The sequence below is a fragment of the Lysinibacillus sp. F12 genome, assembly GCF_057773605.1.
Genome location: NZ_JBYMLP010000001.1, coordinates 13,064 through 26,043 on the forward strand (window position 1 = coordinate 13,064; position 12,980 = coordinate 26,043).

Annotated in this window: 16 protein-coding genes; 2 read left to right on the plus strand and 14 right to left on the minus strand. The window is 40.5% G+C overall.

Features of this window, described 5'->3' with window-relative positions; genetic code table 11:
• Window positions 1-306: 306 nt before the first annotated feature.
• A complete protein-coding gene (locus tag AC3CH7_RS00065) occupies window positions 307-687 on the minus strand; it encodes a PH domain-containing protein (RefSeq protein ID WP_012294339.1) in 381 nt (126 codons plus the stop codon).
• A gap of 101 nt (window positions 688-788) precedes the next feature.
• Between AC3CH7_RS00065 and AC3CH7_RS00070 the strand changes: the two genes are divergently transcribed.
• Both AC3CH7_RS00070 and AC3CH7_RS00075 read left to right on the plus strand, forming a co-directional pair.
• Complete coding sequence (locus AC3CH7_RS00070; RefSeq protein ID WP_279382353.1) at window positions 789-917, plus strand: hypothetical protein; 129 nt, start codon at window positions 789-791, stop codon at window positions 915-917.
• A gap of 44 nt (window positions 918-961) precedes the next feature.
• Window positions 962-1,192 carry a YhfM domain-containing protein gene (locus AC3CH7_RS00075; protein WP_243432698.1) on the plus strand — a complete coding sequence of 77 codons (231 nt, stop codon included), beginning with the start codon at window positions 962-964 and terminating at the stop codon, window positions 1,190-1,192.
• Window positions 1,193-1,234: 42 nt separating this feature from the next.
• Here the strand turns inward: AC3CH7_RS00075 and AC3CH7_RS00080 are convergent, their stop codons facing one another.
• The 13 genes from AC3CH7_RS00080 to AC3CH7_RS00140 all read right to left on the minus strand — a co-directional run bounded on the left by AC3CH7_RS00080 (window position 1,235) and on the right by AC3CH7_RS00140 (window position 12,828).
• A complete protein-coding gene (locus AC3CH7_RS00080) occupies window positions 1,235-1,960 on the minus strand; it encodes an ABC transporter ATP-binding protein (protein ID WP_180276554.1) in 726 nt (241 codons plus the stop codon).
• A 13-nt stretch (window positions 1,961-1,973) separates the two neighbouring features.
• Complete coding sequence (locus tag AC3CH7_RS00085) at window positions 1,974-2,720, minus strand: ATP-binding cassette domain-containing protein (protein WP_099805174.1); 747 nt, start codon at window positions 2,718-2,720, stop codon at window positions 1,974-1,976.
• The gene (locus AC3CH7_RS00090; RefSeq protein WP_099805175.1) at window positions 2,713-3,522 is read right to left on the minus strand and encodes an ABC transporter permease; all 810 of its coding nucleotides are present in this window, start codon (window positions 3,520-3,522) and stop codon (window positions 2,713-2,715) included. Before AC3CH7_RS00090 ends, AC3CH7_RS00085 begins: the two co-directional genes overlap by 8 nt.
• Entirely contained in the window at window positions 3,519-4,487 is a 969-nt protein-coding gene (locus AC3CH7_RS00095) for an ABC transporter permease (protein ID WP_036216051.1), read from the minus strand. Before AC3CH7_RS00095 ends, AC3CH7_RS00090 begins: the two co-directional genes overlap by 4 nt.
• Window positions 4,477-6,063, minus strand: a complete 1,587-nt coding sequence (locus AC3CH7_RS00100; protein WP_422762399.1) for an ABC transporter substrate-binding protein — start codon at window positions 6,061-6,063, stop codon at window positions 4,477-4,479. The genes AC3CH7_RS00095 and AC3CH7_RS00100 overlap by 11 nt, the downstream gene beginning before the upstream one ends.
• 28 nt (window positions 6,064-6,091) lie before the next feature.
• Window positions 6,092-6,898, minus strand: a complete 807-nt coding sequence (locus AC3CH7_RS00105) for an urease accessory protein UreD (RefSeq protein ID WP_036162731.1) — start codon at window positions 6,896-6,898, stop codon at window positions 6,092-6,094.
• Complete coding sequence (gene ureG, locus AC3CH7_RS00110; RefSeq protein WP_036168136.1) at window positions 6,891-7,520, minus strand: urease accessory protein UreG; 630 nt, start codon at window positions 7,518-7,520, stop codon at window positions 6,891-6,893. Before ureG ends, AC3CH7_RS00105 begins: the two co-directional genes overlap by 8 nt.
• A 17-nt stretch (window positions 7,521-7,537) precedes the next feature.
• A complete protein-coding gene (locus AC3CH7_RS00115; protein WP_488381491.1) occupies window positions 7,538-8,278 on the minus strand; it encodes an urease accessory protein UreF in 741 nt (246 codons plus the stop codon).
• Entirely contained in the window at window positions 8,220-8,666 is a 447-nt protein-coding gene (locus AC3CH7_RS00120) for an urease accessory protein UreE (RefSeq protein ID WP_197148377.1), read from the minus strand. The genes AC3CH7_RS00115 and AC3CH7_RS00120 overlap by 59 nt, the downstream gene beginning before the upstream one ends.
• Before the next feature lie 52 nt (window positions 8,667-8,718).
• Window positions 8,719-10,434: an urease subunit alpha gene (gene ureC, locus AC3CH7_RS00125; protein ID WP_488381492.1), complete on the minus strand. Its 1,716-nt coding sequence runs from the start codon at window positions 10,432-10,434 to the stop codon at window positions 8,719-8,721.
• A complete protein-coding gene (locus AC3CH7_RS00130) occupies window positions 10,431-10,799 on the minus strand; it encodes an urease subunit beta (RefSeq protein WP_012294326.1) in 369 nt (122 codons plus the stop codon). Before AC3CH7_RS00130 ends, ureC begins: the two co-directional genes overlap by 4 nt.
• Window positions 10,800-10,813: 14 nt before the next feature.
• Window positions 10,814-11,116: an urease subunit gamma gene (ureA, locus tag AC3CH7_RS00135; RefSeq protein ID WP_099805177.1), complete on the minus strand. Its 303-nt coding sequence runs from the start codon at window positions 11,114-11,116 to the stop codon at window positions 10,814-10,816.
• Between the two features lie 467 nt (window positions 11,117-11,583).
• Window positions 11,584-12,828, minus strand: a complete 1,245-nt coding sequence (locus AC3CH7_RS00140) for a methyl-accepting chemotaxis protein (RefSeq protein WP_031419862.1) — start codon at window positions 12,826-12,828, stop codon at window positions 11,584-11,586.
• Window positions 12,829-12,980: the final 152 nt, after the last annotated feature.

The window sequence follows — 12,980 nt, forward strand, 5'->3', positions numbered from 1 at the left end:
AACAATCTAATGTTACGAATCACACTTCTTCAAAAAACAGTTCCATCCATTGAATTCTAGCAATATTATTGAAATATATCTATTATTTTACAATATAAAAGGTTATGCGTAAGGTAGAACCAGTCAGCGTTTCTTTGCTAATTTCTAAGCTCTGTGCGCTTGCTCCCTAATTGGAACGGGGCGACAGCATACACCCCTCACATAGTAATTTCCCCATCCCTATTCCCCCTTTCTAAGCACAGCCAAAAAAGCCTCGCATCTATGCGGGCTTTGAATGTGATTCATGATGGTGGCTTTATTTCATCATTACGATACTAAAACATACTGCGCTAAAACACTTTGCACTTTATAAATATTGGTCGCCTTATTGAAACTTTTTTGGATAGGTAGCGAACTGCCTGATACCCATATTTTTAGCTCTGCGTCTAAATCAAATGTACCAGCCGTTTCTACTGAAAAATGAATAATATTTTTATAGGGGATCGAATGGTATTCCGTTTTCTTACCAGTAACTCCTTGCTTATCAATGAGGATTAATCGTTTATTCGTAAAAATAAATATGTCTCTAATAATTTTATAGGCATTTTTGATGGTTTCGTTTGGAATTAATAAATCTTTGACCTCCTCCTGTAATTTTTCAAAATTCACCTCGCTTGCATTGCCGATTAATCCATCAAATAAGCCCATTCTTTATCCCCTTTCAGCTTTTGTTTGTTTAATATATTATGAAGAGAACCAGGCTACGACTCCAAGTTTTGGTATTATTTTTTCTGTAAGGAGGGGGTTCATTGCGAGCATTCCTATTTATTATCATGTCCCTCCTAGCTATAGTTGTTTTAGGCTGTACGGATAAAGAGCTAGCAGTGGAAAAATGGCGAAGGTCAGCATTTCTAACGGCGAAGGATTTGACACTGTGAATACTGATTTTATCTAAGAATATGAGGATGAAGAGTCTCTTGAAATGTTCCATGAAGTCATTACTACTGCTGTGAGAAATAAGGGAATTGTTAATATGGCTACCCCTCCATATGATGTACAAGTAGTGGATATGGATGGAAACCAATATGGCTTCCATCTTTGGGTAGGGGAAATGGGGCAAAAGGGAACGTTGATGAACGTGAAGGATACCCATACGATTTATAGCATCTCTGAAGATTTGATTGCCCCACTTAGATCATTGCTGCAAGAATAAAAAACACTTTCCATTCAAATAAGGAAAGTGTTTTTGGATTAATCATACTACGGCTTGAAACAGCATTTGCGCATATCGGTCTGTAAAAGCAAAGCCACCTTCGCCTTTATGGCTCTCATCGACAATTTTACCCGACTTCATGACATAAATACGATCACACAAATAAGAAACCGCCTTTAAGTCGTGCGATATAAATAAAATGGCCATGTTTTTTTCTTTTTTTAAAGTTATTAATAAATCTATCATTTCTCGTTGAATCAAGCGATCTAAACTCGAAACAATTTCATCACAAACTAATAGTTGGGGTTCGACTAAAATCGACCTTAGTAAATTAACCCGTTGTCGCTCCCCTCCACTTAGCTCAGATGGCAGGGCTTCTAATATATCGGTTGGGAGCATCACTTTTTCTAGCATTATCTGTAGTTCGCGATCAGTCAAAGACTTATGTGCTGCCATTAGAGGCTCACGTAACAATTCCTTGACGGTCCATACTGGATTTAAGGCAGCCGTAGCATTTTGAAAAATGATTTGGCAGTTCTCATAAAAATGCGAGCGATTTTGCTTCGTCATCAATTGATTTTCAAAAAACACCGCCCCTTTTTCAGGCTTTTCTAGCTGCATTATCACTTTGGCTAAAGTACTTTTCCCACTGCCGCTTTCTCCTACGAGTCCTACGATTTCACCTTTTCCCACGGTTAGGTTTATATTCTGTAATACTTGCTGTCCTGCTTGATAGCTTTTACTAACATGATTTACATGAAGCAACAATATCAACCGCCTCCTAAAAATGATGAGCGACAAGCTGCTTCGTATATGGATGCTTGGGCTCCTTAAAAATTTCAGACATTCTCCCACTTTCTACTATTTCGCCATTTTTCATCACCAGAATAGAATCAGCCATCTTAGCAACTCCTAAATCATGCGTAATCAATAGTATCGTCGTCCCTAAGCGGGCATGGAGATTTTTTAGCAATTTGATAAATTCTTGTTGATGGAGCATATCTAGAGCAGAGGTTGGTTCATCCGCCATCAAAACGTCTGGTTCATGATAGAAGGCGCAGGCAAGCATGCAGCGTTGTAGCATGCCACCTGAAAGCTCAAATGGATAGCGATTTAACACATCCTTAGGTAGGTTTAACTCCTTTAAAATGGCTGTGATTTTATCTAAAAATTCCTCTTCCTTTTGCCCTAGCCTCGAAGCGGTCAACCTATAGAGTTGATGCTTTATTTTTTGGGTGGGTGAAAAACTATTCATTGCATCCTGAAAAATGGTAAAAAAGTGCTTTTTGCGTAGCTTCACACGCTCCGGTTCTGACATTGTCATGACATTTCTTTCATTAAATACAATGGAACCCTCCATAGTTGCTCGTGCTGGTAGCATCCCAAGCAGAGCTGAAAGGGTCGTACTTTTGCCGCTGCCACTCTCGCCAATGATAGCGGTAATTTGACCTTTAGGTACAGTAAAAGTCAAGCCTTGAATAAGGGATTTGCCGTCTAATTGAACAGCCAAATTGTCAACTTTAAACATGCGTTCGGTTCCCTCCTTGTTTGAAAGTACCTCCAATAACTTGCACACATAAAATCGTTATAAAGATTAACAGTCCAGGGAAAAGACCCATCCACCAAGCCCCCACAAGTAAATCATTTTGCGCTGTGTACAGCATTGTTCCCCATGATGGAGTAGCTGGTGGGACACCAATTCCTAAAAAGCTTAAGGAAACTTCGGTAAAAATAGCCCCAGCAAAATTAAAAATGGTTACCACAAATATCGCAGGCATACAATTACGTAATAAATGGCCAAAGAGAATTTTCCACAACGGCGTGCGGAACATTTTCGCCATCTGCACAAACTCTTGCTCCTTTAATCGGATAAATTCTGAGCGGACGATACGAGCTGTCACAAACCATCCCGTGATACCCATCACCATCGCCATATGCCACATACTGCCCTGCATCATTGCCTGTAGAGCTAGCACGATGACCAATGAAGGAATTGTTAAAAAGGCTTCGAGAATACGCATCATTACTGCATCAATGGCACCACCAAAATAACCACTTATGCCCCCATATATGATACCAATTATGCTAGATAGGACGACCGATACAATGGCAATAAATAGCGTCACCTTCCCCCCCACCAATAAGCGAGAAAGAACATCTCTACCCAACTGGTCAGTCCCTAATAAATGTGTGGCATTAGGTGCTTGATAAATTTGATTCATATCCATTACATTAGGCTCAAAAGGAGCTAATAATGAAGAAAAAATAGTCGTTGTAAAAATAAGAGCTAAAAGCACAAGCCAAAAAATCGGATATCGCTGTTTTCTCATACAAAGCCCCCTCTTCTTAATCGAGGGTTCAAACCAATCATCAGTATGTCAATGACGAATAAACAGATGACCACGACCACGCCTATGATTAAAATAGCCCCCATCAAAACGGGGAAATCTTTGAGCATGACGGATTTTACCAAAAGCTGTCCTAAGCCTGACCAACCAAATAATGTTTCGACCACAATGGAGCCTCCGAAAAATGATGGGATGGTCACCCCAACATAATTGATATAAGGAATGACAGCATTTCGTAAAATCATCCTTCGAATTTCACGTTCTGGTACTCCATTCGCGCGTGCTACTTGAACATAGTAGCTATGATTCTCTACTTTCACACTATCCTGCAAAAAACGGGCAAAGATGCCCACATGCGACATCACGAGGACTATAAGCGGGAGTGCCATATGATATAAACGATCCATGAACCCTCCGTTGCCCCGCACATCATTCATTCCTGAAGATGGAAACCACCCTAATGTTATGGAAAAGACCATGATGAATACTATGCCTAGCCAAAATGGTGGTATGGCTGAGCTTGCAATACTAAAGATGGAAAGTCCGCGGTCGAGTAATGAGCCCTCCCTCATGCCAGCCTGTAAGCCTAGCCAAATAGAGGCAATCGTTACTAGAAATAACGTCAGAACAACGAGCTGTAGTGTGTTGGGTAACCGCTCAAGTAAAATCGTCAAAACAGGTCTTCCTTCTTTAGCTGAATATCCCAAATTACCTTGTAGTGCTTCACCTAACCACCGTCCATACTGTAAGAGAACAGGTTGATCGAGTCCAAAGGCTTGTTCAATACGTTCCTTCTCTGCGGTCGATAATGTTTGGGCATTGCCTCCATAATAAGCTGCTGCGGGATTACCAGGAGCGGCATGCATCATGAAAAAAGAGAGGAAGCTCACGATAATGAGGACAATTGTCCCCATTATCATTCGCTTCCCAAGCCATTTAGCGATCATTCCATTTCCACTCCTCAACATTCCATAAGAAGCCTGCCCCATGGTGACCTAAAATTCGCTCTTTAACACCATTAATTTGTTTATCGATACCATATACAGCATCTACATAAGCAAAGTAGGCAAAAGGTGGGTCTTGAGCTAGCTCCTCCTGCAATGCCATATAGACCTTCTTACGTTGCTCAGGATCGACTGTAGTACGGCCTTCCTCTAGCAATGCATCTACTTTTGCATTGGCATAGCTGCCGTAATTATAGCCAGCACTTGTGAGACTGGATTCTCCAGAATGGAATAGGCTGTAGGTATGATGGTCCGCATCATAGGGACTTCCCCATCCAACCATAAAGGCTTCTGTTTCTTCAATAACAATATTGCTCCAATCTAGCGCGGCCACTTTCACATCTGCCCCAACAGCTTTATAGCCCTCTGCCACATAATTGGCCATATTTACACGCACAGTATCAGTTATGGGCGCAGTAATGGTAAATGTTAATTTTTGACCATCCTTATAGCGGAAACCGTCATCGGCTAATTGCCAGCCTGCTTGCTCGAGCAGCTTATTTGCTTTTTTTACATCGTAAGTATAATGTTCGATTTTTTCATTTACAAAATTATGTTGTTGTAGCGGTGAATAAGCTTCTGTTCCATAGCCATGTAATATACCTTTTACAATGCCTGCACGATCCGTTGCGTAGCTAATTGCTTTTCTTAGTGAAACATCCTTCCAAATAGGATACTTCATATTAAATAAAACACCTCGATAATCAGCGGATTCAACCTCGTACATTTTTAAACGTTCGACTTTTGACAGTTCCTCAACCTGATTTGGATCAAGTAATGCAATATCCACCTCACCCGATTTTAGCTGTAGGGCACGCACATTGCTATCAGGGATAAATTTAAAAATGACTTGTTCAATCGAAGCCTTTGTCCCATAAAAAGTAGGAAATGCTTTTAGCGTCAGGCTTGTCCCTTTATCCCATTGTTCAAACCTATAAGGCCCTGCGCCGATTGGTTGTTGGTTAAATGAAGCGGTTCTCATTTCCTGTCCTTCGAAGGCATGCTTTGGCAAAATAGGCACAGTTAATTTGTCTAGCATCGGTGTAAATGGTTCATCTAATTGGATGGTCATTGTCGTGTCGTCGATTTTTTTCATGCCCGTCACATGGATAAAATCAGATTTTAAATAGGAGCCGTTTGCATCGTCAAGAATACTTTCAATGGTGAAAATAATATCGTCCACCGTTAAAGCCTGCCCATCATGAAATAGCACATGATCATTAATCACAATTGTATACGTCATCTGGTCATCTGATATTTTAATACTTTTAGCCATATCAAATACTGGTACATTGTGTTCATCGAAACGCATCAAACCTCTAAATAAAAAGGCATCTAAATTCGTTTCCTCTAAAAGAGGATTTAAACCTGCAAACTCAGACTCTGACGCAAAAACAAGCTCATTTGCTTGTGAAGACGACAAAGCAGATGACTGTTTCTCCTCGCCTTGACTGGACTCTTTCGTACAGCCTGCAAGACAAAGTATCATTAGAAGTATCCATACTGAAAACTTTTTCAATTCACTATCTCCTTTATCACAACAGAAATTACAATAATGCTGTCATCTGTTCAAACATACGATTTATTTCCTTGTGAAGTGTTCGTTGCTCTTTGGCGAGCCATCTACAATGAATCGCCTGATCTGTTAGCTTTGTTACGCTTGCCTGAAGAGATTGCTCCTGTTGAATTAAATCCTGTAAATCTCGCATGTTAAGATTTTTCACTAGTGGTGACACAATCCATAAAGAGCCGATATAAAGTGCTTTTTCGAGCAAGCCAAGCGCTGCAAAATTCATTTCCTGTGGTTTGAAATGGATGGAATCAAACGCAATAAGTTGTTCCTCTACATAGACCTTATATTTCGACTGGTAGGCTTGATAATCAAAGACTTCCCCTCGCATTTCTCGACCTGGTGCAACAATTTCACCCCAAATTAATGTCGAGCTCTCCTTCATGCGAATGGTTGTATCTGCTTGAAACTTGGCTCGTTCAAATGGAATAGTTACTTCAGGGAGCCATTCTAATCGTGCCTCATCAGCCATCTCAACGGTAATAGCCTGGGTACAATGATCGCCTGTATGGGAAGGATAGATTTTCAATGCCGATTGTTGCTTCAGCCTTACTCGGCTTCCTGACGCAAGTTTGACATTGATTTCATTGCGGTCTCCCGCTACCATCCCACCAGAGGATTCCATCAAGAATACTGTGGCAGTTGGATCACTACCTTCATATAATTCACGGCTAGCCTTTAGGGGAGGCTGTTGGTACACATGAACCAGTCGTGTATAGCCCCTCCTAGGCTCAAAGGCCATTTCTAATTTGCCAAAATGATTTATTTTCTGTGGATTAACCATGGTTGTCAACGGCTTCTGCACCTTCAAGTAGCATATGGTGCTGAATCCATTCAACCACCTTATCTACATTCGTTTGAGAACGAACATCTGCAAAAATGTATGGACGGCCACCACGCATTTTTTTCACATCCTGATCCATGATGTCTAGATCGACCCCCACATGAGGCGCCAATGATGTTTTATTGATTAGCAGTAAGTCTGAACGCGTTAGCGCTGGACCGCCTTTACGTGGGATATCCTGTCCCTCTGCCACATCAATGACGTAAATATAGCCATGCACTAGCTCAGGACTAAATGTTGCAGATAAGTTATCCCCACCACTTTCAATGAAAATTATATCCAAATTTTTGAAGCGTTTAGTTAAATCATCAATCGCTGCAAAATTCATTGATGCATCCTCACGAATAGCTGTATGAGGACAACCTCCTGTTTCTACCCCAATAATACGCTCTTCGGCTAAAACACCATTCGTAATTAAATATTGGGCGTCCTCCCTTGTGTAAATATCATTGGTAATTACCGCTACTTGATAATGCTCATGCATCACACGTGTTAATTGATCTACTAATGACGTTTTTCCTGACCCAACTGGGCCGCCGATGCCAATACGTATTGGTTTCATTGTTATCCTCTCTCTTTCTATGAAATAAATAATCTGGAATATAAAAACTCATGTTTCATGGATGCCAATTCAATCCCTAACGCATTATTCGTTAAATCATCCATCGTTAACAACATCACTGTTTGCGCTGCTTCTTCTACCGAAATCAATAGCTCATTCAATGCTTGGACACCTGTATTTTGACCAAATGGTACTGCACGTACAGCATTTTGTACTAAGCCGCTAATTGAAGCATACATAAAGGTCATCACTGCGTGAAAGACATTGACACCAAGTGCCTCGCAATAAATTCCATAAAGCACAGCGTAATGTCCCTTCACTTCTTCACGCTCAATTTTCTCCTTCCATTGCAATAAAAAAGGGCATTCCATAAGTGGTGTCACCGTTCGCACAAATTGCTTCCCTACGTTTACACTCGCCTCTTTAGATTCTTTGGCCAGCTTCATAGCCCCACAAAGTTCATCCAGCTCTGTAAGACGAGCAAGATCTCTGTCTTTTGCTGCGTGGAATGCTTCTTTAATTAGTATCGCATCTCCATGCACTAAATTATGAAATAAATAGCCCTGACAAAATTCGATTAATTGATCCTTTGTGCGAATGAGATCTGCTTGAATATACGTTTCCATACCATAGGAATGTGTATAAGAACCTATTGGAAATGCCGAATCATGAATTTGCAATAGTTGCAGTATCGATAAATTAGTGAGAGTGTCCACGGTATTTGAATGGCTGCTTGAAACGTCTTTCTGTTGTTTCATAGTGCACCCCTATTTCATCTAATAATGGATTAATCGTATGATCCGCTCGTACGATGATTTCATTGTTTTCAATTAGGCAAGGGGTATGGCGATTCCCTAATTCGAAAGCTGATTTTCCCATTTCATGCATGTCGTTTGGCGTTATAACAATAACAGGCTCTAATTTTGTACGGATGGCGATACGACGGTGTTCATCCTCCCATAATAAATCGCCATATTTTAATGGTTCATTCCCTTCTAAACGTAAAGCAATGTCTGTACCTTGATCTGTTTCTGTGCGTAGGATTCGTTTGCTTAATTCCTCCCACTCTAGTTCAATCCACTCTGTTTTCTTTTCATGATGTTCTTCTTCGTGTGCAATGTTCCCCATGATTTTTTCAATTAACATATGTTTAGCACCTCATCGTCTTTTTATTGGCTGTTACACTCACTTTAATTGCTTAGAATAAGAAATATCGTTGAGCCATCGGTAGTACATCCACTGGCTCGCATGTTGCTAATTCTCCATCAATTTTTACTTCATAGGTTTCTGGATTCACATCTATTTCTGGCGTCTCACTATTTAGATTCATGTCAGATTTGCGAATATTTCGGCAATTCGAAACCGTCCCAATCATTCTTTTCAAGCCTAATTTTTCTGGCAAACCTTCTTCGACAGCTATTTTTGGTAAAAATGTCATGCCACAATTTTGAGGACCCTGTCCATAGAAGCCATAAGTCTGACGGCCTTTCATTGGCTGTGGTGTTGGAATGGATGCATTTGGATCTCCCGTAATCCCATAGACGGCAATACCAGCCTTGATGACCACTTCTGCCTTTACGCCAAAGAATGCTGGGTCCCATAAAACGATATCGGCTAATTTTCCTTCTTCCAATGAACCTACTTCATGGCTAATACCATGTGCAATTGCTGGGTTAATATTTAGCTTCGCCATATAGCGCTTGACACGGTAATTATCATGCTCCTTGCCCTCATCCTGTGGTAAAGGTCCACGTTGCTTTTTCATTTTGTCTGCTGTCTGGAACGTCCTAATCGTCACCTCTCCCACACGGCCCATCGCCTGTGAATCCGAAGACATAATGCTCAGGATTCCTAAGTCCTGCATAATATCTTCTGCAGCAATCGTTTCAGGACGAATACGTGAATCTGCGAATGCGACATCTTCTGGCACATCATGCTTCAAGTGATGGCACACCATCAGCATATCTAAATGCTCATCAATCGTGTTCGTTGTAAATGGTTTCGTAGGGTTCGTCGAAGCTGGCAAAATATTTGGTAAAGATGCCATTACTAGCTGGTCTGGCGCGTGTCCACCACCAGCACCTTCCGTATGGAAAATATGAATAACACGGCCACCGATGGCATTGATTGTATCTTCTACAAATCCTGCTTCATTTAATGTATCGGAGTGCAGGGCTACTTGAATATCGTATTCATCTGCAACAGTTAAGCTTTGGTCTAGTGCAGAAGGTGTTGCCCCCCAGTCCTCATGAATTTTCAAACCAATGGCACCTGCACGAACTTGCTCGATAATTGGTGCTGGGTCTGAGGCACTGCCTTTTCCAAGTAGTCCAACATTGATTGGAAAGCCTTCCATGGCCTGTAACATGCGATGTAGATGCCATTCACCTGCAGTTAAGCTTGTCGCCTTTGAACCTGCTGCTGGTCCTGTTCCGCCGCCAATAAAAGTAGTTGTTCCTGCTAATAGGGCCGTCTCTACTTGATCGGGACTGATGAAATGGATATGGGTATCAATAGCACCTGCTGTAGCTATAAGCCCTTCACCTGCATATACCTCTGTCCCTACGCCGATAATCATGTCCTGATCGACACCATCCATACTATTCGGATTGCCAGCTTTGCCGATGCCAATAATTCGACCATCTTTAATACCGATATCAGCCTTCACAATACCCGTATAATCAATGATGACGACGTTTGTGATGACGGTATCTAGCACACCTTCATTGCGTGTATTTTTACCGTTTTGCCCCATCGAAACACGCAATGATTTACCACCACCAAAGACACCTTCATCTCCATAGGATGTATAGTCCTTCTCAATTTCGACCCACAAATCCGTATCGGCTAAACGCAATTTGTCGCCAACTGTAGGACCGAACATTTTCTCGTAAGCTTCATGTGTTACCTTCATTTTTCTTCCGCTCCTTTAAAGCCGCCTTCAATTGCCTTGTCTAAAATTTCATCTTTATGATGGGTAGACCCTTCTGTTAGCTTATTTAAGCCAAAGACATGCTGCTTACCACCAAATTCGACAAGCTCTACTTCTTTTTCTTCCCCAGGTTCAAAGCGAACGGCCGTCCCCGATGGAATATTTAAATGCATACCGATTGCATCTTCTCGATTAAATTCTAGAAATCTATTGACTTCGATAAAATGAAAATGTGAACCTACTTGAATCGGGCGATCTCCTGTATTGGCTACTAGTACCTTTTTGGTTGCCCTGCCTACATTGATTTCAATTACACCCTTCTTTGGTCGGATTTCTCCAGGAATCATTTACCCACACTCCTTTACTGAATTGGACGGTGAACTGTGACCAGTTTCGTACCATCTGGGAAGGTACATTCCACCTGTACATCTGAAATCATGTCACCGACACCCTCCATTACGTCCTCTGCTGACAGAACATGCTTTGCCTCACTCATTAGCTGTGCAACAGTTTTTCCATCTCTAGCACCCTCCATTATAAAACTACTAATAAGAGCAACTGCTTCTGGATAATTTAACTTTAAGCCGCGAGCTTTTCTTTTCAGCGCAAGTTCTCCTGCTACATGGAGGAGTAGTTTTTCTTGTTCTACTGGTGATAGCTTCAAATTAATCTCTCTCTTTCCTATATTCAGAATTATCTTTCAATAACAATTTTCGAAGCATACTTCCTTTCAATTGCATGTGCTTTTTAATAACCATTTAGTTTTTTAGCATATAATTGTTGTCTTACAAATTATGATTTCGCAAGGGATATGCGAAGAGAAATAGAAATGACTTGTTGACCCGGCAAACGCGGGTTGCAATAGTTGAAGTGAGTAATAGAGGTAACAGCTAGTCCATTATAAAAAACTACATTAAAAAATTCAACATTTTTATTTATCTGTGAATTTACAAGTTTTATAAATAACTCACAAAAAAAGAGGCTTATTTTACAGAAAATCGGTCAACTGTAAATAAGCCTCTTATCATGTTGAGTAAAGTGAAAATAAAATTATACTAAAAAAATTGTAATTTTATGTTATTAGGGTTATTATTTCAGGGCTATAAACCCTTGAAATTTTTCACTTATATCTTATACCCCAAACTTATTTGTTAATTTTTGTAAATCATCAGCTTGTATGCTTAAATCCTGTGTGACGTGATTGACAGCTTGCATAGACGCAGTTTGCTCATCCATTGATTGCAAAACAGCCTCTGTATAATTCGATAATCTGCCCATTCCATCCGCAATCGTTATGACGGTTGATGCCACCTCATTAGCGCTACTAGCAAGCTGTTCAGCTGTTGCGGAAATGTCTTCAAGCTGGTTATTCATTCGACTTACATGCTGAGAGATTGTCCCAAATGATTTTGTCGCCTCATCAATGACATAAACACCTTGCTGAACATTTTTCAAATCCTCGTCCACAGAGGAAGCGACTTGTTTTGTATCATGTTCAATACCTACGACTAAGTCAACGATTTGCGTAGCAGATTGCTTCGATTGCTCAGCTAATTGGCGCACCTCTTCGGCCACTACTGCAAAGCCTTTACCATGTTCTCCCGCCCTTGCTGCTTCAATGGCAGCATTTAAAGCTAATAAATTCGTTTGATCTGTAATCGCTGTAATCATATCAGTCATCGATTTAATATCTGACATTTTAGTGGACAGCTGCTGCATAAGACCACTAGTTATCTCTGTTGACGATGAAATATATTGCATCTGTTCTTTCGCTACATGTAAAATGCTTACCCCGTTTCCAGCAACCTCATTCGCCTCTTTGGCATGACTAAAAACATCCTGTGTAGCTACCGTAATTCGTTCAATTCCATCAACAGTTTCTTGCATAGCTTGGGCACTATCACTAGCGGATTGTGCAGCTTGCTTCAAGCCATCCGATGTTTTCTCTATCTGTTGGTCTACTTCTTCCACAGCTAGCGTAATTTCATTTGTACTTGCTGATAATTCTTCAATACTCGTCGATAAATCTGTAGAGCTATTCGCAATTTTTTGCGTCATTGTTCGTAATTGATTTTTCATGTCTAAAAAAGATTGTGCTAGCTGAGAGATTTCACCTTTGTCATGTACCTCAATGACAACTGTATCTAATTTGCCAGTAGTAATCCCTTGTGCAGCCTCCGTCAGCTGTTTGATGGGCTGTATCACTTTAAAATGGACATAGACCGTGTACGAAAGTGTAAGGACAATTCCTAAAATGGTTAAAACAGTTGCAAGCCATTCTAATGTTGTTACATTGGCCAAATCTAAAAATAAAATAATAATCATTAACACATTTAAAGCTGAAAAGCCAAGTAAACTCTTATTTCGTAAACTCATAACAAATTCCTCCAACTAAAATATTACTTCCATACCATTATTATAGTTGAATAATCCTAAAAACATAAGAAAAAGCCCCCTTTTCATAAGAATAAAGGTCTAAATCTCCATAAAAAAGACCGTAGACAGCCACGAAGGCATATCTACAGTCC